20 protein-coding genes are annotated in these 20797 nt (G+C 62.6%); 12 read left to right on the top strand and 8 right to left on the bottom strand.

Features of this window, described 5'->3' with window-relative positions; all coding sequences use genetic code 11:
• Positions 1-141 precede the first annotated feature (141 nt).
• A complete protein-coding gene (locus A4R29_RS08775; RefSeq protein ID WP_013532664.1) occupies positions 142-549 on the top strand; it encodes an SET domain-containing protein in 408 nt (135 codons plus the stop codon).
• 1 nt (position 550) lies between these two features.
• On the opposite strand, the gene A4R29_RS08770 is transcribed toward A4R29_RS08775, so the two are convergent.
• The 4 genes from A4R29_RS08770 to A4R29_RS08755 form a co-directional block, all read right to left on the bottom strand.
• Positions 551-1498: a cytochrome c gene (locus A4R29_RS08770; protein WP_063171728.1), complete on the bottom strand. Its 948-nt coding sequence runs from the start codon at positions 1496-1498 to the stop codon at positions 551-553.
• A 9-nt stretch (positions 1499-1507) separates the two neighbouring features.
• The gene (locus A4R29_RS08765) at positions 1508-1948 is read right to left on the bottom strand and encodes a c-type cytochrome (RefSeq protein WP_013532666.1); all 441 of its coding nucleotides are present in this window, start codon (positions 1946-1948) and stop codon (positions 1508-1510) included.
• Between the two features lie 156 nt (positions 1949-2104).
• Entirely contained in the window at positions 2105-2704 is a 600-nt protein-coding gene (locus tag A4R29_RS08760) for a superoxide dismutase (RefSeq protein ID WP_013532667.1), read from the bottom strand.
• A 106-nt stretch (positions 2705-2810) separates the two neighbouring features.
• Positions 2811-3689, bottom strand: coding sequence for a branched-chain amino acid aminotransferase (locus A4R29_RS08755; RefSeq protein ID WP_024505546.1), 879 nt, complete (start codon positions 3687-3689; stop codon positions 2811-2813).
• 157 nt (positions 3690-3846) lie between these two features.
• Between A4R29_RS08755 and A4R29_RS08750 the strand changes: the two genes are divergently transcribed.
• Positions 3847-4509: a haloacid dehalogenase type II gene (locus A4R29_RS08750; protein ID WP_024505547.1), complete on the top strand. Its 663-nt coding sequence runs from the start codon at positions 3847-3849 to the stop codon at positions 4507-4509.
• A 170-nt stretch (positions 4510-4679) separates the two neighbouring features.
• Complete coding sequence (locus A4R29_RS08745; protein ID WP_013532670.1) at positions 4680-5504, top strand: L,D-transpeptidase; 825 nt, start codon at positions 4680-4682, stop codon at positions 5502-5504.
• Positions 5505-5536: 32 nt separating this feature from the next.
• Here A4R29_RS08745 and A4R29_RS08740 read toward each other — a convergent pair whose 3' ends face one another.
• On the bottom strand, positions 5537-7084 hold the full coding sequence (locus tag A4R29_RS08740) for a helicase HerA-like C-terminal domain-containing protein (RefSeq protein WP_013532671.1): 1548 nt from the start codon (positions 7082-7084) through the stop codon (positions 5537-5539).
• 348 nt (positions 7085-7432) lie between these two features.
• Between A4R29_RS08740 and A4R29_RS08735 the strand changes: the two genes are divergently transcribed.
• From A4R29_RS08735 to A4R29_RS08720, 4 genes are read left to right on the top strand one after another with little or no spacing between them, the layout of a single operon-like run.
• Positions 7433-8875 carry a methylmalonyl-CoA mutase subunit beta gene (locus tag A4R29_RS08735; protein WP_013532672.1) on the top strand — a complete coding sequence of 481 codons (1443 nt, stop codon included), beginning with the start codon at positions 7433-7435 and terminating at the stop codon, positions 8873-8875.
• Positions 8872-11001: a methylmalonyl-CoA mutase gene (gene scpA, locus A4R29_RS08730; protein WP_063171727.1), complete on the top strand. Its 2130-nt coding sequence runs from the start codon at positions 8872-8874 to the stop codon at positions 10999-11001. The genes A4R29_RS08735 and scpA overlap by 4 nt, the downstream gene beginning before the upstream one ends.
• A 59-nt stretch (positions 11002-11060) precedes the next feature.
• A complete protein-coding gene (locus A4R29_RS08725) occupies positions 11061-11291 on the top strand; it encodes an AbrB/MazE/SpoVT family DNA-binding domain-containing protein (protein ID WP_023760503.1) in 231 nt (76 codons plus the stop codon).
• A complete protein-coding gene (locus tag A4R29_RS08720) occupies positions 11288-11674 on the top strand; it encodes a type II toxin-antitoxin system death-on-curing family toxin (protein WP_063171726.1) in 387 nt (128 codons plus the stop codon). The genes A4R29_RS08725 and A4R29_RS08720 overlap by 4 nt, the downstream gene beginning before the upstream one ends.
• On the opposite strand, the gene greA is transcribed toward A4R29_RS08720, so the two are convergent.
• Positions 11671-12144, bottom strand: a complete 474-nt coding sequence (greA, locus tag A4R29_RS08715; protein ID WP_013532674.1) for a transcription elongation factor GreA — start codon at positions 12142-12144, stop codon at positions 11671-11673. The two genes, A4R29_RS08720 and greA, sit on opposite strands and share 4 nt — an antisense overlap.
• A gap of 121 nt (positions 12145-12265) precedes the next feature.
• On the opposite strand from greA, the gene A4R29_RS08710 reads away from it, so the two are divergent.
• On the top strand, positions 12266-13642 hold the full coding sequence (locus A4R29_RS08710; RefSeq protein ID WP_013532675.1) for a TIGR03808 family TAT-translocated repetitive protein: 1377 nt from the start codon (positions 12266-12268) through the stop codon (positions 13640-13642).
• On the opposite strand, the gene A4R29_RS08705 is transcribed toward A4R29_RS08710, so the two are convergent.
• Both A4R29_RS08705 and A4R29_RS08700 read right to left on the bottom strand, forming a co-directional pair.
• A complete protein-coding gene (locus A4R29_RS08705) occupies positions 13635-14639 on the bottom strand; it encodes an asparaginase (RefSeq protein WP_063171725.1) in 1005 nt (334 codons plus the stop codon). The genes A4R29_RS08710 and A4R29_RS08705 overlap by 8 nt on opposite strands.
• A 25-nt stretch (positions 14640-14664) precedes the next feature.
• Positions 14665-15831: an acetyl-CoA acetyltransferase gene (locus A4R29_RS08700; RefSeq protein ID WP_027162994.1), complete on the bottom strand. Its 1167-nt coding sequence runs from the start codon at positions 15829-15831 to the stop codon at positions 14665-14667.
• 203 nt (positions 15832-16034) lie between these two features.
• On the opposite strand from A4R29_RS08700, the gene betI reads away from it, so the two are divergent.
• The 4 genes from betI to betA are packed head-to-tail and all read left to right on the top strand — an operon-like array spanning position 16035 to position 20797.
• Complete coding sequence (betI, locus tag A4R29_RS08695) at positions 16035-16625, top strand: choline-binding transcriptional repressor BetI (RefSeq protein WP_013532678.1); 591 nt, start codon at positions 16035-16037, stop codon at positions 16623-16625.
• A gap of 2 nt (positions 16626-16627) precedes the next feature.
• Positions 16628-18151, top strand: coding sequence for a choline-sulfatase (gene betC, locus A4R29_RS08690; protein WP_082827359.1), 1524 nt, complete (start codon positions 16628-16630; stop codon positions 18149-18151).
• Positions 18151-19152 (top strand): threonine/serine dehydratase family protein, encoded by a 1002-nt coding sequence (locus A4R29_RS08685; RefSeq protein WP_027162996.1) that lies wholly within the window; start codon positions 18151-18153, stop codon positions 19150-19152. The genes betC and A4R29_RS08685 overlap by 1 nt, the downstream gene beginning before the upstream one ends.
• Positions 19145-20797, top strand: coding sequence for a choline dehydrogenase (gene betA / locus A4R29_RS08680; RefSeq protein WP_063171723.1), 1653 nt, complete (start codon positions 19145-19147; stop codon positions 20795-20797). Before A4R29_RS08685 ends, betA begins: the two co-directional genes overlap by 8 nt.

Below are 20797 nucleotides of genomic sequence, written 5' to 3'. Positions count from 1 at the left end.
GATGCACCCTTGCCAGAGGGCTGGGTGTCAGGACTTTTTGAAGCTCCCGTCGCTCATTTTCACTCGCAATTGCGACGACCGCGCGCTACCCAGTGCGCGGCTTTTCCGGCCTGACAGCCTCCAATCGCGTAAAGGTTCATTATGCTGCTCGTCGACGTCTATCTCGACAAATCACCCATCCAGGGAATCGGCGTCTTTGCCAAGAACCACATTCCTCGCGGTACTCTGATCTGGAAGTTAGACCCAAGGTTCGATCGGCTCATCGAGGTCGAGACTTATGAGCGGGCGGCCGGCCCGGTGAAGAGCTATCTCGACCGCTACTCCTATCCTGACCGCCGCGATCCGAACTACATCGTCTTCGAAGCCGACGACGCGCGCTACATGAACCATGCCGACGAGCCTAATTGCGACGTCTCCTCACCCGAGGAGAGTTTTGCGCTGCGCGACATCGCGCCTGGCGAAGAGTTGACCTGCAACTACAACCATTTCTTCGAAACGGGCTTCGATTTTCTCGGTGACCGCCACCTGTCATCCGCAGACTCGATCTAGACTAGTTCGCCCTCTTGCGGGCCGGATAGCCGTTTGGATGCGCGGGTATCGCCTTGAGATAGGCGGCGATGGCAGCACGGTCCTGCGGCGCCAGCTCGGCCATGTTTCGCTGCACGTCGACCATGGCGCCGCCGACGGAATCAAAATCGGGCGTGAAGCCGGTTTCGAGGTAGTTGGCGATGTCGGCTTCCGACCAATCGCCTATACCGCCCTCGCCCGATGTGATGTTCGGCACGACGCCGCTGCCTTCGGCAGCCACCGCACCGGCCAGCCACACGTTCTTTTTCGTACCACCTGCGAGGTCGCGCGGCGTGTGGCATTCGCCGCAATGGCCCGGCCCCTCGACCAGATAGCGGCCGGCCATGACCGGATCGGGCGTGCCAGCGGGAAATGGAACGACCGGCTGGTCGCTAAGATAGAGCAATTTCCACAGGCCAATGCCGCGACGAATGTTGAAGGGAAAACCGAGCGAATTTGCAGGCGCCTTGCCGGCGACGGCCGGCAGCGTCTTGAGGAAGGCATAGAGATCGCCAATGTCGGCCGGATTCATGCGCGCGTAGGACGCATAGGGAAACGCCGGATAGAAGTGTCGGCCCGAAGGCGACACGCCCTTCAGCATGGCATTGGCGAGGTCCTCGACCGACCATGCGCCGATGCCGTCCTTGGCGTCTTGCGAAATGTTGGGCGGCACGAAGGTTCCGAACGGCGTCTTGAGCTCGAGACCGCCCACGAGTTGAAGCCGCGCATCGCCCTGTGAGCCCGGCTTTGCATGGCAGGATGTACAACCGCCGGCATAAAAAATGCGCTTGCCCCTGGCTGCGTCGCCAGGACCGAGCTTGGCCAGGGTCTCCCTGTCGAGCCTCACCGGCGCCGACCCGACCCACCCGGCAACCGCGGCGACGCCGCCGAGGATGACGATGGCGCCGACGAGTTTCTTTAGCCAGGGCATCGCCCGCTATCAGCCTTTTTTCACCCGGTAGGTCTGGTGGCAGGTGCCGCAATCGGAGCCGATGGCGCCGAATTGCGCCTTCAACGCATCGACGTCGGCAGGAGCGGCAGCGGCCGCTGCCTTGACGTCGGCGACATATTTGGCGTTGGTGGCCTTGAAGCCGGCCATGTCTTCCCAGATCTTCGGCGACGCAGTGGTATCGCCGCCCGTGTCGCTGCCCGCCGGAAACAGCGCGTCTACGTCGACTTTCTCGGCATTCGCATGCAGCGCCTGCAGCGCCGTCAGCACCGCGGCGGCATCAAACGGCTCCTCGCCCTTGACCACTTTCGACAGGCCGCCGACGATCTTTCCACGTTCCTTCATCAGTGCCTGCCGGTCGAGGATCGGGTCGGCAAAGGCCGCCGAAGCCGCGAGTGCGAGCATAGAGATGGCGATAACAAGCTTTCTCATTCAATTGGCTCCATGATGAAGGCATTTCGGGACAGGACGTCAACGGATGCTACAGAGGGAAAATTCCCTTCCCCCTGATGATTTTTGCCGGACCTTTGCTCTTGCGGGACGCAGAAAAGAAAAGCCCCGGGTGATACCGGGGCTTCTGGAAATCGATCACTTCGCCTTTTCGTACAATTCCAGGACATGGTCCCAGTTGATCAGGCTGTCGACGAACGCCTCGAGATATTTCGGCCGGGCGTTGCGGTAGTCGATGTAGTAGGAGTGCTCCCAGACATCGACGCCGAGGATCGGCGACGCGCCATGGACGAGCGGGTTTTCGCCGTTCGGTGTCTTGGAGATCGCCAGCTTGCCATCCTTGACCGAGACCCAGGCCCAGCCGGAGCCGAACTGTGTCGTGCCAGCGGCAATGAAGTCGGCCTTGAACTTGTCGTAGCCGCCGAGATCGCTATCGACTGCCTTCTGCAAGGCGCCCGGCAGCTTGTTGCCGCCGCCGCCTTTCTTCATCCACTTCCAGAAATGGATGTGGTTGTAATGCTGGGCGGCATTGTTGAAGAGGCCGGCATTCTTGCCGAACGACTGCTTGACCACCTCTTCGACCGACAGATCGCCCAAGCCGGCCTCGGCGGCGAGTTTGTTGCCGTTATCGACATACGCCTTGTGGTGCTTGTCGTGGTGATATTCCAGCGTCTCTTTCGACATGTAAGGCTGCAAGGCCTCATAGTCGTAAGGCAGAGCGGGCAATTCAAAGGCCATGGATAGTACTCCCTCGTGGAAAAATCCGGTGTCGATACCGGAGTAAGATAGGTCTGGAATGGGTTGGGACAACTCCGGATGAAGCGTCGATCGCCTTTTTATCCGCTCAAACAGCAGAAGTCGAATGCGCCCAATCCCAATAGAGTTCGCGCGCTTTTTTGGCCACCGGCCCGGGTTGCAGATTGCGATCCTCGATGCGCGTGATCGGCACCACCTTGGAATGGTTCCCGGTCGAAAAAATTTCGTCTGCTTCGAGGAAATCGCGCACCGACAGCGTCTTTTCCGTGGTCCTGAAGCCATATTCGCCGAGCAGCGCTATCGTGCGCGAGCGGGTGATGCCGGACAGGAAGGTGCCGTTCGGCGCAGGCGTAAAGACGTGGCCGTCCTTGACCAGGAAGATGTTCGAGGTTCCGGTCTCGGCGACGTTGCCCAGCATATCGAGCACCATTGCGTTGTCGAATCCGCGCATCTTGGCTTCGAGAATGGCCCTACCGTTGTTGGGGTAAAGGCAGCCGGCCTTGGCGTTGGTCGGCATGGTTTCAATGGTCGGACGCCGGAACGGCGACACGGTCACCGAAAAGCCAGTCGCCGGAATCATCGGTGATTCATAGAGGCAAAGGCAAAAGCGCGTCGAGGCGGGATCGGCCGGCACGCCCATATAGCCGCCATGCTCGGCCCAGTACATCGGCCTGATATAGACCGCCGTCTTGCCGTCGAACTTCTTCAACCCATCCCATGTCAGCCCGACGATCTTGTCGGCGCTCATGTTCGGCTTCAGGCCGAGCGCAATCGCCGAGGAATTCACCCTGGCTGCGTGGAAGTCGAGATCCGGCGCCACGCCTTCGAACCAGCGGCCGCCGTCAAAGACGCTGGTGCCGAGCCACATGGCGTGGCTGCGCGGCCCCAGAATGGCGACGTTGCCTTCGTGCCAATCACCGTCGACGAAAGTCCATGTCGTGGATTGCGCCGCAGCCGCCAGTGTCATCATCTCGTCCCGTCTCAATCGGTCTCGTGTGACAGCCATTGGAAGATGCTTTGGCGGGCGCCGTCAACCGGCATCATGGAGTTTTGTTGAGGCCAGTGCCGGGGCGCAATGCAATCAAAGCTTGCACCTTGTCGCGCCTGCCCTCAAAACTGCTGTCATGCAATACGCCGCCTATGTCTTCGACGCCTATGGCACGCTGTTCGACGTGCATGCCGCCGTACGCCGTCATGCCGACCGGATCGGGCCGGACGGCCAATTGTTGTCCGAGATCTGGCGCGCCAAACAGCTCGAATATTCCTGGGTGCGCACGCTGATGGGCGCCTATGCCGATTTCTGGCAACTGACCGAACAGGCGCTCGATTTCGCCTTGCGCAAGGTTCCCTCGGCCGACCCCGGTCTCAAGGCGATATTGCTGGATGCCTATTGGCGGCTCGATTGCTATCCGGAAGTGCCGGCCGTGCTCAAGGCGCTCAAGGCTTCGGGAGCGAGGCTGGCGATCCTGTCCAACGGCTCGCCCGAAATGCTGCAGGCGGCGGTCAAATCCGCCGCGCTCGACCAGGTTCTGGACGATATCTATTCCGTCGATACGGTGCGGCGCTTCAAGACCGATCCCGCGGTCTACGACATGGTCGCCACCGGCTGGCGCCTCTACCCCGGCGCGGTTTCCTTCCAGTCGTCCAATCGCTGGGACATTGCAGGCGCCACCAAATTCGGCTTTCGCACGGTGTGGATCAACCGCTCCAACCAGCCCGAAGAATACCGGGACTTCCCACCGGCCCTGATCCTGCCGTCGCTCGAAGCCCTTGTGCCCGGCAGCTAAGAGACCTGTGTCTCTGGCGCCACAGTAGCAGCCTGGTCACAGCTTCGCCTTTGTTTGCCCACGTTCGGGCCAGAATCGGAACCGCCTATCGCCCCAGGTGTTGTCAGGCACCCGCGTAACTGTCGGCGAATTCACGCTTTGTTGCGATTTGAGACTTAAAGAAGGCAACCATGTCCATAACCGAAATCGAATCTTTTCGCCTGAGCCGTCGCGGCTTTCTCAATGCCGCAGCCCTGGGCGCCGCTTCGATCGCGGTTTCCGCATGCGCCACCACCGGGCCGGGTCCGGTCGAGCCGCCGCCACCAACCTATGTCGAGCCGCCTCTGGCGGACTATGTGACGATGTATGCAGCAGTCAGCGACGGCGGCTTCGATTTGCCGGCCATCCCAGTCGACAAGATCGATCCGCAATTCCTGCGTCAGATCGTTCCCGACCCGACGGGACAGAAACCGGGAACCATAGTCGTCGATACGACCGGCCACTTCCTTTATCTGGTTCGTCCAGGCGGTCAGGCGATACGCTACGGTGTCGGCCTTGGCCGCGCCGGCTTCGAATGGTCTGGCGACGCCGTCGTTCAGTGGAAGCAGAAATGGCCAAAGTGGACGCCGCCGGACGAAATGATAGCCCGCCAGCCGGAACTGAAACCCTACAGTGCCGACAATGGCGGCATGCCCGGCGGCCTGAAGAACCCGCTCGGTGCACGCGCGCTCTATCTGTTCCAGGGCAATGTCGACACGCTCTACCGTCTGCACGGCTCGCCGGAGTGGCGCTCGATCGGCAAGTCGGTGTCGTCAGGCTGCGTGCGTCTGATGAACCAGGACATTATCGACCTCTATGATCGCGTGCCTTCGAAGACGCCGGTCATCGTGACCAGCGACGCCAGCCAACCCATGGTGGCGACGGCAAACCGACAGGCGATCCCGATCGATGCCGGCGTGCCGGACGGTTCGGTGCTGCTTGGACCGGTCAAGGCGATCACGAATTCGATTTTCTGAGCTGACTAGGCAGCGGCGCCCACTGCCTCCAGTCACCGCCCGCGCGACAAGCTCCCCAGAATGCCGCGCACGATTGCCCGACCGACCGAGGAGCCGACCGAGCGCACCACCGACTTGATCGCCGCCTCTGCGACCGTCTGGCGGTTGGACGGGCGCGGTGCAGATGTGCGCCTGCCACCGGATTGCGGCGCGGGATCGTCATTGCCGAAGCCCGGAATGGTCCAGCGCGAGCCGCCGCTGCCGGCCTGCTGGGCCTGCTCTTCGGCATCCTGCGCGTCCTTGGCCTTTTTCTGCAGCATTTCGAAAGCCGATTCGCGATCGACGGCCTGATCGTACTGGCCGGCGACCGGGCTTTCCTGGATCAGCTTTTGCCGCTCAGCGGCCGTTATGGGCCCAAGCCGCGAGGATGGCGGGCGGATCAGTGTCCGCTGCACCATGGACGGAACACCCTTGGCTTCCAACGTCGAGACCAGCGCCTCGCCAGTGGCAAGCTGTGTAATGGCGGTCATGCAGTCGAAATCGGGATTTGGCCGGAACGTTTCGGCCGCCGTCCGGACTGCCTGCTGCTCGCGCGGTGTATAGGCGCGCAGCGCGTGCTGGACGCGATTGCCGAGCTGGGCCAGGACTTTTTCAGGGATATCCAAAGGGTTCTGGGTGACGAAATAGACGCCGACGCCTTTCGAGCGGATCAGTCGGACGACCTGCTCGACGCGATCGATGAGCACCTTGGGTGCTTCGTCGAACAGAAGATGCGCCTCGTCGAAGAAGAACACCAGCTTCGGCTTGTCGGGGTCGCCGACTTCCGGCAGCACCTCGAACAGCTCCGACATCAGCCATAGCAGGAAGGTCGCGTAGAGCCGCGGATTCATCATCAGCTTGTCGGCGGCAAGCACGCTGATGGCGCCGCGTCCGTCGCGGGTGGTGCGCATGATATCGGCGATACGCAGTGCCGGTTCGCCGAAGAAGTTTGCGGCCCCCTGCTGTTCGAGGACCAGCAGCGTGCGCTGGATAGCCCCGACCGATGGCTTCGTCACGTTGCCATAGCGCGAGCCGATCTCGTCGGCGCGCTCGGCGATGTTGGCGAGCAGCGCCTGCAGGTCCTTCATGTCGAGCAGCAGCAGACCTTCCTCATCCGCCAGGCGGAAGGCGATGTTCATGATGCCTTCCTGCGCCTCGGTCAGGTTCATCAGGCGCGACAGCAACAACGGCCCCATTTCCGAGACCGTGGCGCGGATCGGATGACCCTGCTCGCCGAACAAGTCCCAGAAGATAACGGGAAATTCCTGGAAGTCATACGGATCGAGCTTGACCTGTTCGGCCCGCTTGACGAGGAAATCCTGTGCCGTGCCCATCATCGCGATGCCCGACAGATCACCCTTGATGTCCGCGCAGAACACCGGCACGCCGGCGTTGGAAAATCCTTCGGCCAGGATCTGCAAGGTGACGGTCTTGCCGGTGCCGGTGGCGCCGGTCACCAGGCCGTGACGATTCCCATATCGCAGCAACAACTGCTCGGCACGCTGATAGCTGTCGTCGGGCTTTCGGCTGGCGCCGATGAAAATACTGGTCTCGTCAGCCATATGTCCGGTCTCCGCAAACTGATGTGTCTAAAGCCAGTGGCCTTGCCGCAGGTATAGTGAGGCCATTGCACAGCGACAATGCCATTCGTCCAAATCGGGGCCATTCGTCCAAATCGGGGCCATTCGTCCAAATCCGGGCCATTCGCCCAAATCGGCCCCATTCGTTCAGATCGGGTTTTTGGAGCTTGCGGATTTTGCCGCTGTTTGGCAATCGTCGTCCACGCGGACTGACCTATATCTGATGGATCGAATCCGGTCTCTGAAAGCGCATTGCATTGCGATATCGGACCGGGGACCGTAGACTGAACCGCTCCCGGCTGGTGCGGCCGCATGAAACGAGGAGGACGGATGGGCGCCGGAGCCTTGATCCAGGACGTGGAACCCGAGAACGCCGAGCGTCAGCGATGGCTCGCCTTGGCGGAAAAGGCATTGGCAGGCGCTTCCTTCGAGGAAAAGCTGGTCTCGCACAGCGATGACAACATCCGTATCGAACCGCTCTACGACCGCAGCACCGCGGCGGAACCGATCGTGCGTACAAACCCGAAATCGCCATGGATCGTCAGCCAGCGCATCGACGATCCGGACATCGACCGTGCCAGAAGCCAAGCGCTGGAGGATGTTGCACAGGGTGCCACGGGATTGTCGCTGGTCTTCGAAGGGGCGCCCAACGCGTTCGGCTACGGCTTGCCGAGAACGGCGGAGGCGCTGGAGGCGGTGCTGGACGGCATACCGCTCAACCGCATCCAGGTTCGCATCGACGCCCATCCCTGGAGCCGCGCCGTGGCCGACTGGCTGGTCGCGTTCCTGAGCAAGCGGCGATCGGACCCGGCAAAGCTCAACCTCTCCTTCGGCATCGATCCAGCGGCGATCTTCGCGGGAACCGGTCGGCTGCGCATGTCGATCGAGGCGCTGCAGGCCTCTATGCCACAGTCGCTGGCGCACTTCTTCGCGATGGGCGTTCCGGGCGTGCTGCTGGAAGCTGACGGGCGCGTGTTCCACAATGCCGGCGCCACGGAAGCGCAGGAACTTGGCATCATGCTGGCTTCGGCTGTCTCCTATCTCAGAATGTTCGAGACGGCGCGGCAGCCGCTTGTCTATGCCGCACCCCATATCGGTTTTGCGCTCAGCGTCGACCAGGACCAGTTGCTGTCGACGGCCAAGATGCGAGCACTGCGCAGGCTATGGGCGCGGGTGCAGGAGGCTTGTTCGATCCCGACATCCACCGCCAATATCCATGCCGAGACGTCGTTTCGCATGATGACGGCGATGGATCCGGAGACCAACATCCTGCGCACCACCATTGCATGCTTTGCCGCGGCGTGCGGCGGCGCCGATTCGATCTCCATCCTGCCGCACACGATCGCGCATGGTCTGCCGGCGGGTTTTGCCCGTCGTGTTGCCCGCAACACGCAGCTGATCATGGCCAATGAAAGCCATATCGATCATGTCACCGATCCCGCCTATGGTTCCGGCGCCGTCGAGGCGTTGACCGCGGAGTTGTGCGAGTTGGCGTGGACGGAATTGCAGACGATCGAAGCCGAGGGCGGTGTCCTGTCCAGCCTTCAGGACGGACGCATCCAGAAGCGCGTCCACGCAGCTGCGGAGCAGCGCAATGCAGCCTACCGCACAGGCCAACGGGCCATCATCGGCACCACGCTCTATCCATCGAAAGACGAACGTCCGGTCGAGACGCTGGCGGCGGAACGGCGGCCGGCCTTCACCGAAGGCGTTGCCGTCTGCGAGGCGCTGTTTCCAGTCCGCATCGACCAATCGATCGGAGCCGGCTCTTGATCCCGGACTTCGGCCAGATCGGCTGGGTCCCGCCACGCCGCGCTCCCGTCGAGGTCAAAGGCCAGCGGACCACGCCGGAAGGGCTCGTCGCCAAGCATCTGTACAATCAAAGCGACCTCAAGGGGTTGCCGCATCTCGACACCTATCCCGGCCTGCCGCCCTTCGTGCGCGGCCCCTACCCGACCATGTATGTCCAGCAGCCCTGGACCATCCGGCAATATGCCGGCTTCTCGACGGCCGAAGAATCCAATGCATTTTACCGACGCAACCTTGCCGCCGGCCAGAAGGGCCTGTCGGTCGCCTTCGATCTCGCCACGCATCGCGGCTATGACAGCGATCATCCGCGCGTTGCCGGCGATGTCGGCATGGCTGGCGTCGCCATCGATTCCATTCTCGACATGCGGCAGCTCTTCGACGGCATTCCGCTCGGCGAGATGACGGTATCGATGACGATGAACGGCGCGGTGCTGCCGATCATGGCGCTCTACATTGTCGCGGCGGAAGAACAGGGCGTTGCGCAGAAAGATCTCGCCGGCACCATTCAGAACGACATTCTGAAGGAGTTCATGGTCCGCAACACCTACATCTATCCACCAAAACCCTCGATGCGGATCGTGTCGGACATCTTCTCGTACACATCGAAGAACATGCCGAAGTTCAATTCGATATCGATCTCCGGCTATCACATGCAGGAGGCCGGCGCGACGGCCGACCTTGAACTCGCCTATACGATCGCCGATGGCATCGAGTATGCTCGCGCCGGCGTCGCGGCCGGCCTCGACATCGACCGCTTCGCGCCGCGCCTGTCCTTCTTCTGGGCCATCGGCATGAATTTCTTCATGGAAGTCGCCAAGCTGCGGGCCGCGCGCCTGTTGTGGGCGACCCTGATGCAGAAGAATTTTTCGCCCAAGGACGAGCGCTCGTTGTCGCTGCGCACCCATTGCCAGACTTCTGGCTGGTCGCTGACGGCGCAGGATCCCTACAACAACATTGTCCGCACCATGATCGAGGCAATGGCTGCAACGCAGGGCCACACCCAATCGCTGCACACCAATTCCTTCGACGAGGCGATGGCGCTGCCGACCGACCATTCGGCGCGGATCGCCCGCAACACCCAGCTCATCCTGCAAAAGGAATCCGGCACCACGCGCATCATCGACCCGTGGGGCGGTTCGGCCTATCTTGAACGGCTGACGCATGATCTGGCGGCGCGCGCGCTTGCCCATATCGAGGAGGTCGAGGCGCTCGGCGGCATGGCGGCGGCGACCGAACAGGGCATTCCCAAGCTGCGCATCGAGGAAGCTGCCGCGCGCACGCAGGCGCGGATCGATTCCGGCGAGCAGATGCTGGTCGGCGTCAACGCCCATCGGCCCGAGACCGACATCGAGGTCGACGTGCTGAAGATCGACAATGCCGAGGTCAGGGCCCGGCAATTGTCGAAGCTGCAACGGCTGAAGGGCACGCGCGACGTCGCCGCCGTCGAAAGCGCACTCGATGCGCTGACCCGTGCCGCGCAAGGCAATGAAAACCTGCTGGAATTCGCCATCCGAGCCGCGCGCGCCAATGCAACGGTCGGCGAGATTTCATTCGCGTTGGAAAGGGCGTTTGGGCGCCACGTCGCTACGGTGCAGACCATTTCCGGCATCTATCGCAAGGCGCTTGGCGATCATCCCGTGGTCGACGGGCTGCAGGACAAGCTTGACGCCTTCGAGAAGAAGACCGGCGGCAAGCCGCGCATTCTCGTCGCCAAGATGGGCCAGGACGGCCACGACCGTGGCCAGAAGGTCATCGCTACGGCCTTCGCCGATCTCGGCTTCGACGTCACCGTCGGCGCGATGTTCCAGACACCGGATGAGATCGCCAGGCTGGCGGTCGCACAGGACGTCCACATCGTCGGCGCCTCGTCGCTGGCGGCGGGACATCTGACGCTGATCCCCGAACTGCGCGACGCGCTGAAGAAGCTCGGTCGCGGCGACATGCTGATCGTGGCCGGCGGCGTCATCCCACCGCAGGACTATGACGCGGTGCGGCAAGCCGGCGCTGCCGAGATCTTCCCGCCGGGCACAGTCATTCCAGAGGCAGCGGATCGCCTGCTGGACCGGCTGCTGGGCCTAGACTTGTTATAATATCCGTTGCAACTTCTCGCCGGTCGAGTTATAATCTGCGTTGCAACAGGATATCTGTCATGAACACGACCATTCGCAAGATCGGCAATTCCGAGGGTGTGATCCTGCCCAAGGAGTTGCTCGATCGTTTGAACATGAAGGCAGGCGACAGCATCGTCATCGTTCAGGAAGGTGAAGAGCTTCGTTTGCGTCGCACCGAAGACAGCGCCGAGGAATTCGAGCGTAAGATGAAGATCGCACGCGAGCGGATGAAAAAGTACGAGGTTGCCTACCGCGCGCTCGCGAAATGACCGAGCATCATTCTAGGGAGTTCGTGGAGTCGCTTCACGCTGAGCAGTTGCGCCTGCACGGCGGGGCGGCAGGCATACGTGATGAAGGCATGCTGGAGTCGGCGCTATCCCGTCCACAGCAGCGAGAGATTTATGGCGATCCGGATCTTTGCGAACTGGCGGCGGCATACCTGTTCGGCATCGTCAAAAACCATCCGTTCGTTGACGGCAACAAGCGTACTGCCTTTGCAGCGGCCGATCTGTTTCTTTATTTCAACGGATTGAGCGTCGAGGCCGACCAGCAGGACGTCATTCAACTGGTCTTGATGGTCGCTGCTGGCGAGATCGATGAAACTGGAGCCGCGGCTTTCTTCCGCGACCATGTCGTCAAGCTCGTGGATTAGCTCTCGGACAACTTGACGATTTCCCATTCCTTGCCGTTGACGCTGGCCAAGTCGCCGATCTTCTTGCCGAACAGGGCGACAGCCATTGGCGAAACATGCGAAATGCTGCCCTTGGTGGGATCAGCCTCGTCCTCGCCGACGATCTTCCAATGCACCTTCTTGCCGTCATCGCTCTCGATCGTGACGCCCATGCCGAAGCGCACAACGTCACTGCCCGGCTCCGGCACCGAGAGTTCGGCGCTTTCGCGCCGGGCGGTCCAGTAACGCAGATCGCGCGACACGACCGCTATGCGCTCGCGGTCGGCTTTGCGTTCGGCCTTCGCCAGTATGTCGCGCAGATCGGCCAGATTTTCCTCGATCTGCGCCAGGCCGCGTTCCGTCACCAGATTGCGATGCTGGCTGACCGGCCGCTCACCGACACCGGCGATGGCATTTTCGCTGTCTTCCTCGCGGGTGAAAGCTCTGCTCATTTCCTGAACTTAGGCCCGCAGAGGCTGCTCGACAAGCCATTGTCGTTTCCGTCCAGAGGAGAGGCAAACCGTCTGGCACGATTCCTGCGACGCCAAGGTTGAACGCTGGGATTCTGTGCCGATGTTGAACAGACGAACGCTGCTGACTGGAACCGCCGGCTTTGCCGTCATGGGCCTTGCGCTCGGCAAGGCGGTAGCCGCAAGCTTGAGCGGCATCGAGAAAGCCTCGATGCGCGGCTCGATCAATGCCACCGAACTCGGCGTGCAGCCCGGCACATCAGACGATCAGAGCAAGGCCTTCGCCAAACTGCTGCGTGACGCAAACAGCCGCGACATGCCGGTGTTCCTGCCGCCCGGCACCTATGTCGTCTCCAATCTTTCGCTGCCCGGCCGCGTACGTCTTTCCGGCGTGCCGGGCGCGACGCGCATCGTTTACGGCGGTGACGGCCACCTGTTCATGGCCGAACAGGCCGACCATATCGAACTTAGCGGACTGGTCTTCGATGGTGCGAACCGCGCGATGGGCGATTACACGCAAGGGCTGCTCGATCTGCGCCGTGTCGCGCACCTCGCCATCGACAATTGCCAGATCACCGGCAGCGGCAAGAACGGGCTGGCGCTGGAACACGCGATCGGCCGGATCGAGCGCTGTGAGATATCGGGCGCCGCCGATGCCGGCATCTATTCGGTCGAAGCCGGCGGGCTGGCCATCACGGGCAACACCGTTTCCGACTGCGCCAATGGCGGCATCCTCGTACACCGCTGGCAGGTGGCCGAAGACGGCACCATGGTCACCGGCAACCGCGTCCAAGGGATCCAGGCACGCAGCGGCGGAACCGGGCAGAACGGCAACGGCATCAATGCCTTTCGCGCCGGCAATGTCGTCATCTCGGGCAACATCGTCTCGGACTGCGCCTTCTCGGCCATCCGCGCCAACAGCGCCAGCAACCTGCAGATATCGGGCAACACCTGCTCGCGCTCTGGCGAAACGGCGATCTATTCCGAGTTCTCGTTCGAAGGCGCCATCATCAGCAACAACATCGTCGACGGCGCCGCCAACGGCATCTCGATCGTCAATTTCAACGAAGGCGGCCGCATGGGCGTCTGTTCCGGCAACATCGTGCGCAATCTGTCGACCAGCGGCCCCTACCCCGCCGACTCGCCGGGATTTGGCGTCGGCATCGGCGTTGAGGCCGACACCACCGTTTCCAACAATGTCATCGAGAACGCGCCACTCTATGGCATGCAGATCGGCTGGGGCCCGTACCTGCGCAATGTCGTCGCCACCGGCAACATCATCCGCAAGGCAGGAACCGGGATCGTCGTATCCGTGGTCGAGGGCGCCGGTACGGCCGTCATTTCAGACAATGTCATCGACGGCGCGCTGAACGGTGCGGTTGTCGGCCAGCGCTGGGCGGAGCCCGCGACAGGCGATCTCGCCTCGTCAAACGGTAGCGGCTACGCGCATCTGACCGTCGAGCGCAATCACGTCACTTGAGAGTTGCCGTCGGCCTCAGCGCTCCGACTTTGGCACCGTTGCGATTTTCGATGGGCGTGTTTGCCAATTCGAGCAGCTTCGCCGCCAAGGCCTCGTCGGCACGCAACAGTTTGGCAAGGACCGCGGCAACCATGGCTTCGCCGGCGCGGCCGGCGCCATCATCGCATTTGAGTGCGATGCCGAGGCCAAGTTCCGGAATTGCGGCACAATGGACGCCTTCGGCGCCGCCCTTCGTGAAAATCCGCCCTGGTGCGGCCTCCATCAACGCGACGTCTTCGCGGCCGCTGCCGGAAACGAAGAAGGGCTCGGCCATGCAGGCGGAAAGCAGCCGCTTTGCAGCCTTGGCTCGCTCTGGGCCAAAACCTGATGTCGTGGCCATGCGGGCAAAGCCGAGCGCGAAGCTCCTGAGCGGCACCGCGTAGGTCGGGATCGAACAGCCGTCGATGGCCCGCTGGTCCTCACCATGGACAGCGCCCGTCACCGACTGCATGGTATCGCGCACCATGTCCTGCAGGCCGTGTCCCGGCTTGACATAGCCGCGATGCGCAATACCGGCGTGGACGCAGGTGCAGAGGAAGCCGGAATGTTTGCCGGAACAATTGTTGTGCAAGGCGTTCGGCGAGCCGCCGGCGCGGGCGAGCGCAATCTCGGCGTCATGATTGGACGGCCAATGCGTGCCGCATTCGAGCGCCGATCCGTCCAGCCCAGCCTTGGCCAGCATGGATCGCGCAAGGTCGACATGTGCCGGCTCGCCCGAGTGGGAGGCGCAGGCGAGCGCCAGTTCGCGGTTGCCGAAACCATAGGCATCCGCCGCCCCGCTTTCGACCAACGGCAAGGCCTGGATCGCCTTGACCGCCGAGCGCGGAAACACCGGCTTGGCCGTATCGCCGATCTCCCACACGGGCTTGCCGTCGCCATCGAAGACCGCGACTGAGCCGCGATGCGCGCTCTCGACGATCGCGCCGCGCAAGACTTCGATCAAAACCGGATTTGTCATGTCACCTCCCGCAAATGCGGGCGGTTTATCTGATCCGGTCGAGAATGGAAACGTAGTTGGCGACCGCCGCACCGCCCATATTGAAGATGCCGCCCAGTTTTGCGCCCGGCACCTGGATGCCGCCGGCCTCACCGACAAGCTGCATGGCGGTCAAGACATGCATGGACACGCCAGTGGCGCCGATCGGATGGCCTTTGGCCTTCAGCCCGCCGGATGGATTGACCGGCAGGCGACCATCCTTGGCCGTTGTGCCGTCCAACGCCAGCTTCGCCCCCTCTCCCGGCTTGGCAAGGCCCATCGCCTCGTACTCGATCAGTTCGGCAATGGTGAAGCAGTCATGCGTCTCGACGAAGGACAGATCGTCGAGCGTCACGCCGGCCGATTTCAGCGCCCGGTTCCAGGCCTGCTCGCAGCCTTCGAAGGTCAGAATGTCGCGCTTCGACATCGGCAGGAAATCCTGCACATGTTCGTTGGCGCGGAAGGCAACGGCACGGCGCATCTTCAGCGCCGTGGCGGTGTCGGCAAGGATAAGGGCGGCGGCGCCGTCGGAGACCAGCGAGCAGTCGGTGCGCTTCAGAGGACCGGCAACGAAGGGGTTCTTCTCGCTCTCCTGGCGGCAGAACTCATAGCCGAAATCCTTGCGCATCTGCGCATAGGGATTGTCGACGCCGTTCTTGTGGTTCTTGGCGGCAATCATGGCCAGCGCATCCGACTGATCGCCATAACGCTGGAAATAGGCCTGCGCGATCTTGCCGAAGACGCCGGCGAAACCCGCGGGTGTCTCGCCGTCCTCGGGCAGATAGGACGCCTTGAGCAGGTTTTTGCCGATCTCCGGCCCCGGCGTCGTCGTCATCTGCTCCGCGCCGACCACCAGCACGATGCGAGCGGCATTCGCGTCGATGGCGCGGATGCCCTGGCGGACCGCCGCCGATCCGGTGGCGCAAGCGTTCTCGACACGCGTCGCCGGCTTGAAGCGCAGCCGATCGTCGGCCTGAAGCACCAGACTGGCGGTGAAATCCTGCGCCGAAAAACCGGCGTTGAAGTGGCCGAGCACGATCTCGTCAACCTCGTCGGGACCGATGCCGGCATGGTCGAGCGCGTCCGTTGCCACCTTGACGATGAGGTTTTCGAGCGTTTCGCCCTCAAGCTTGCCGAAGCGCGAATGCGCCCATCCGACGATGCATGCGGTCATGGCGGTCTCCATCCTTGGCGCCGGCCTGGCATGTCGGCTCACGGCGCATTTCGCATCTATTGTTCAAAGATAAACAATCGTGCCGGTTTCGTGAAGGGCTGGAGGCGTACAATCGCTTGGTACAGCCGAGATCGCGGCCGATTTTTTTGTTGATTGACGCGTCAATAAAAAATAATCCTGTTTTCTCAAAGGATCATGGCGAGATGCCGAAAATCGGAATGGAACCGCTGCGCCGCAAAGCGCTGATCGACGCGACGATCTCGGCGATCGGCGAGCGCGGTTCGCTCGACGTGACCATGTCCGAGATCGCCGGACGCGCCGGCGTGTCGTCAGCCCTTGCCCATCATTATTTTGGCGCCAAGGACGAGCTGCTCTTGGCGACGATGCGGCACATACTGGCGGAGCTTACAGCCGATACGTTGCGCGCCCTTGGCTCGGCCAATAGCGCGCGCGAAAGGGTCTCGGCGGTGGTCGCTGTCAATTTCTCCGACATCCAGTTCCAGCCGGAAACCATCGCCGCCTGGCTCGCCTTCTATGTCGAGGCGCAGAAATCATCGGCCTTGCGCCGGCTGCTCAAGGTCTACGCGCGGCGGCTGCACTCGAACCTGATGAGCGGGCTGACCGGGATCTTGCCCAGAGCCGAAGCCGACCGCGCCGCCGAAGCGACCGCGGCGATGATCGACGGGCTCTACATCAGGCGGGCGCTGAAAGACGGCGTGCCCGATGCCGCGACCGCGATCGCGCTGGTCGAGGACTATCTCGAAACCAAACTTGGCGAGCGGCGCAAACAGTGACAATGAAGCCAACCAATTTCCTGATCGTCATGGTCGACCAGCTCAACGGAACCCTGTTTCCGGACGGACCGGCGGAGTTTCTGCATACACCGCATCTGAAAGCGTTGGCCGCGCGTTCGGCGCGCTTTGCCAACAACTACACGGCCTCGCCGCTCTGCGCGCCGGGCCGTGCCTCGTTCATGAGCGGGCAATTGCCGTCGCGCACCGGCGTCTATGACAATGCCGCCGAATTCGCCTCATCGATCCCGACCTTTGCCCATCATTTGCGCGCCGCCGGCTACTACACCTGCCTGTCGGGCAAGATGCATTTCGTTGGGCCGGACCAGTTGCATGGTTTCGAGGAGCGGCTGACGACCGACATTTATCCAGCCGATTTCGGCTGGACGCCGGATTACCGCAAGCCCGGCGAGCGTATCGACTGGTGGTATCACAATCTGGGCTCGGTGACCGGTGCAGGCGTCGCCGAGATCACCAACCAGATGGAGTATGACGACGAGGTCGTGTTCCTGGCCACGCAGAAGCTCTATCAGCTTTCGCGCGAACAGGACGATGCGAACCATCGGCCTTGGTGCCTCACTGTCTCGCTGTCGCATCCGCACGATCCCTATGTCGCGCGCAAGCAATATTGGGATCTCTATGAGCATTGCCAGGCGCTGGACCCGGAAACCGGGTTCATCGCGTATGACCAGCAGGATACGCATTCCCGGCGGCTGTACCACGCCAGTGACTACCCCTCTTTCGAGATCACGCCAGAGCAGGTGCGTCGTTCGCGGCAGGGCTATTTCGCCAACATCTCCTATGTCGACGACAAGCTTGGCGAGATCCTCGACGTTCTCGAGCGCACCCGCATGGCCGACGACACAATCATCCTGTTCTGCTCGGATCACGGCGACATGCTCGGCGAGCGGGGCCTGTGGTTCAAGATGAGCTTCTTCGAGGGTTCGGCGCGGGTGCCGCTGATGATTGCCGGCAAGGGCGTTCGCGCCGGGCTGATCGAGACGCCGGTCTCCAATCTCGACTTGGCGCCGACGCTTTGCGATCTCGCCGACATCGACATCGCTGCGATCGCGCCGTGGACCGATGGCCAGTCGCTGCTGCCGCTCACCGAGGGCATCGAGCGCACCGCACCGGTGTTGATGGAGTATGCGGCCGAAGGGTCCAATGCGCCGTTGGTGGCGATCCGCGACGGCAGATACAAATTCGTCCACTGCGAGCTCGATCCGCCGCAACTGTTCGATCTCGAAGCCGATCCGCTCGAGCGAAACAATCTGGCCGACGACCCCGCCAATGCCGGCTTGGTGGCGGCATTCATGGACAAGGTCCAGACACGCTGGGACATGGCCGGCTTCGACGCCGCTGTCCGCGAAAGCCAGGCGCGCCGCTGGGTCGTCTATCCGGCGCTGCGCAACGGCGCCTATTACCCCTGGGATTTCCAGCCCCTGCAAAAGGCGTCCGAGCGCTACATGCGCAATCACATGAACCTCGACAATCTCGAAGAGAGCAAACGGTATCCGCGAGGCGAATGATGTCAGACCTTCTCGTCCCCTCCCTTGACCATCTCAAGCAGGCCTATGCCGTCACCTCCAGGGCGACGCAGATCACGCCGCTGCTGGAATCGACGGCACTAGCCCGCGAGACCGGCGCCGCCCGCGTCTTCATCAAGCCGGAATCGCTGCAATGGGCCGGCTCATTCAAGGTGCGCGGCGCCTATTGGCGCCTGAAGCAGCTTTCAGTTGACGAAGCGAAGAAGGGCGTCGTCGCCTACTCCTCCGGCAATTTCGCGCAAGGGCTGGCGGCTGCCGGCCAGGCGCTTGGCATTCCCGTCACCATCGTCATGCCGATCGACGCACCGGCCGCCAAGCGTGATGCCACGGCGGGCTATGGCGCCCGCGTCGTGCTGACCGACCATGGCGAGCGCGCGCGGGAGGAAGTCGCCGCCGCCAAGGCGCGCGAGATCGCCGAGACAGAGGGCCTGGCGCTGCTGCATCCATTCGACGATCCGGAGATCGTCGCCGGCCAGGCGGGCGCCGGCCTCGAAGCGCTTGACCAACTCGAAGCCAAAGGTGCCAGCGCCGACCTCTTGTTCTGCTCGGTCGGTGGCGGCGGGTTGATCGGCGGCGTTTCGCTTGCCTTCCATTATCTGTCGCCAGCGACAGAGATCATCGGCGTCGAGCCGGAAGGTTTCAATGGCATGGGCTCGTCGCTGGCGCATGGCGCTATCGAGACGATGCCGATCGGGCCGAAATCGATCTGCGACGGGTTGATGTCACGACGGCCGGGCGATGCTCCGTTTGCCGCGGTCAAGACGGCGGGTGTTCACGGCATCACCGTCGACGACCAATCGGTGCGGCGCGCCATGCGGATCGCCTTCGAGCGCATGAAGCTGGTGCTCGAACCGTCGGGGGCGGCGTCGATCGCGGCATTGCTCGGCGGCAAGGTGGATGTGAAGGACAAGACCGTCCTTGTTGTGGCTACCGGCGGCAATGTCTCGCTCGCCGATTTCATGGCGCATATGAACCATGCTTGAAGCGGATTTCGTCATCATCGGCTCCGGCTCGGCCGGCTCGGCCATGGCCTATCGCCTGTCGGAAGACGGCAAGCATTCGGTCATCGTCATCGAATTCGGCGGCAGCGATATCGGGCCGCTGATCCAGATGCCGTCGGCGCTGTCGATCCCGCTCAACATGAGCCTGTACGACTGGGGCTTTGCCAGCGAGCCGGAGCCGCATCTCGGCGGCCGTGTGCTGGCGACACCGCGCGGCAAGGTTATCGGCGGCTCGTCCTCGATCAACGGCATGGTCTATGTGCGCGGCCACGCCCGCGACTTCGACCATTGGGCCGAAGAGGGTGCGGCCGGCTGGGGCTTCGCCGACGTGCTCCCCTATTTCAAGCGCATGGAGGATTCGGATGGCGGCGAGGATGGCTGGCGCGGGCACGGCGGGCCGCTGCATGTGCAGCGCGGCTCGCGTAAAAATCCGCTCTATGGCGCCTTCGTCGAGGCTGGCCGCCAGGCCGGGTTCGAACTGACGGAGGACTATAACGGTTCCAAGCAGGAAGGTTTTGGGCCGATGGAGCAGACCATCAGCGGCGGCCGCCGATGGTCGGCGGCATCAGCCTATCTGAAGCCGGCGCTGAAGCGCAAAAACGTCAGTCTGGTCAAGGGCTTTGCGCGGCGGGTGATCATCGAGAATCAGCGCGCCATCGGCGTCGAGATCGAAGCTCACAAACAGATTCAGGTCGTTAAGGCGCGACGTGAGGTAATCGTCGCCGCATCGTCGATCAATTCGCCCAAGATCCTGATGCTGTCCGGCATCGGTCCGGCCGAGCATCTGCGCGAAAACGGCATTCCGGTGGTGGCCGACAGGCCCGGCGTCGGCCGCAACCTGCAGGACCATATGGAGCTCTACATCCAGCAGGAATCATTGCTGCCGATCACGCTCAATTCGGTGCTGAATCCGTTCTCGAAAGCGCTCATCGGGGCGCAGTGGCTGTTCCTCAAGACCGGGCTAGGCGCGACCAACCATTTCGAAGCGGCGGCCTTCGTGCGATCGCGTGCCGGCGTCGACTACCCCGACATCCAGTACCATTTCATCCCCGCGGCAGTCCGCTATGACGGCAAGGCGGCGGCCAAGTCGCACGGCTTCCAGGCGCATGTCGGACCGATGCGCTCGAAGTCGCGGGGGTCGGTGACGCTGCGCTCGCCGGACCCGAAATCGAAACCGATGATCCACTTCAACTACATGTCGCATCCAGACGACTGGGCGGAGTTCCGCCACTGCATCCGGCTGACCCGCGAGATCTTCGGCCAGTCGGCGTTCGATCCCTATCGAGGCAAGGAGATATCGCCGGGCAGCCACGTGCAGTCGGACGACGATCTCGACATCTTCATCCGGGATCACGCGGAGAGCGCCTACCATCCTTGCGGCACCTGCAAGATGGGCCGCGCCGACGACGTGATGAGCGTCGTCGATCCGGAATGCCGGGTCATCGGCGTCGAAGGATTGCGGGTCGCCGATTCCTCGATCTTCCCGCGCGTCACCAACGGCAATCTCAATGCGCCGTCGATCATGACCGGCGAGAAGGCATCCGATCACATCCTTGGCCGCACGCCGCTGGCGCCGTCCAACCAGGAACCATGGATCAATCCGCGCTGGCAGGCGTCGGACAGATAG

Source organism: Mesorhizobium ciceri biovar biserrulae, from assembly GCF_001618845.1.
Taxonomy (GTDB): Bacteria; Pseudomonadota; Alphaproteobacteria; order Rhizobiales; family Rhizobiaceae; genus Mesorhizobium; species Mesorhizobium ciceri.
The sequence above is the reverse complement of the archived record's forward strand: the minus strand, read 5'-3'. Positions and strand labels throughout refer to the sequence as shown.

Excerpts from the sequence above, each read along its gene's own strand:
- A4R29_RS08775 (WP_013532664.1), top strand. The coding sequence starts at position 142 with ATGCTGCTCGTCGACGTCTATCTCGACAAATCACCCATCCAGGGAATC.
- A4R29_RS08770 (WP_063171728.1), bottom strand. The coding sequence starts at position 1,498 with ATGCCCTGGCTAAAGAAACTCGTCGGCGCCATCGTCATCCTCGGCGGC.
- A4R29_RS08765 (WP_013532666.1), bottom strand. The coding sequence starts at position 1,948 with ATGAGAAAGCTTGTTATCGCCATCTCTATGCTCGCACTCGCGGCTTCG.
- A4R29_RS08760 (WP_013532667.1), bottom strand. The coding sequence starts at position 2,704 with ATGGCCTTTGAATTGCCCGCTCTGCCTTACGACTATGAGGCCTTGCAG.
- A4R29_RS08755 (WP_024505546.1), bottom strand. The coding sequence starts at position 3,689 with ATGACACTGGCGGCTGCGGCGCAATCCACGACATGGACTTTCGTCGAC.
- A4R29_RS08750 (WP_024505547.1), top strand. The coding sequence starts at position 3,847 with ATGCAATACGCCGCCTATGTCTTCGACGCCTATGGCACGCTGTTCGAC.
- A4R29_RS08745 (WP_013532670.1), top strand. The coding sequence starts at position 4,680 with ATGTCCATAACCGAAATCGAATCTTTTCGCCTGAGCCGTCGCGGCTTT.
- A4R29_RS08740 (WP_013532671.1), bottom strand. The coding sequence starts at position 7,084 with ATGGCTGACGAGACCAGTATTTTCATCGGCGCCAGCCGAAAGCCCGAC.
- A4R29_RS08735 (WP_013532672.1), top strand. The coding sequence starts at position 7,433 with ATGGGCGCCGGAGCCTTGATCCAGGACGTGGAACCCGAGAACGCCGAG.
- A4R29_RS08725 (WP_023760503.1), top strand. The coding sequence starts at position 11,061 with ATGAACACGACCATTCGCAAGATCGGCAATTCCGAGGGTGTGATCCTG.
- A4R29_RS08720 (WP_063171726.1), top strand. The coding sequence starts at position 11,288 with ATGACCGAGCATCATTCTAGGGAGTTCGTGGAGTCGCTTCACGCTGAG.
- greA (WP_013532674.1), bottom strand. The coding sequence starts at position 12,144 with ATGAGCAGAGCTTTCACCCGCGAGGAAGACAGCGAAAATGCCATCGCC.
- A4R29_RS08710 (WP_013532675.1), top strand. The coding sequence starts at position 12,266 with ATGTTGAACAGACGAACGCTGCTGACTGGAACCGCCGGCTTTGCCGTC.
- A4R29_RS08705 (WP_063171725.1), bottom strand. The coding sequence starts at position 14,639 with ATGACAAATCCGGTTTTGATCGAAGTCTTGCGCGGCGCGATCGTCGAG.
- A4R29_RS08700 (WP_027162994.1), bottom strand. The coding sequence starts at position 15,831 with ATGACCGCATGCATCGTCGGATGGGCGCATTCGCGCTTCGGCAAGCTT.
- betI (WP_013532678.1), top strand. The coding sequence starts at position 16,035 with ATGCCGAAAATCGGAATGGAACCGCTGCGCCGCAAAGCGCTGATCGAC.
- betC (WP_082827359.1), top strand. The coding sequence starts at position 16,628 with ATGAAGCCAACCAATTTCCTGATCGTCATGGTCGACCAGCTCAACGGA.
- A4R29_RS08685 (WP_027162996.1), top strand. The coding sequence starts at position 18,151 with ATGTCAGACCTTCTCGTCCCCTCCCTTGACCATCTCAAGCAGGCCTAT.
- betA (WP_063171723.1), top strand. The coding sequence starts at position 19,145 with ATGCTTGAAGCGGATTTCGTCATCATCGGCTCCGGCTCGGCCGGCTCG.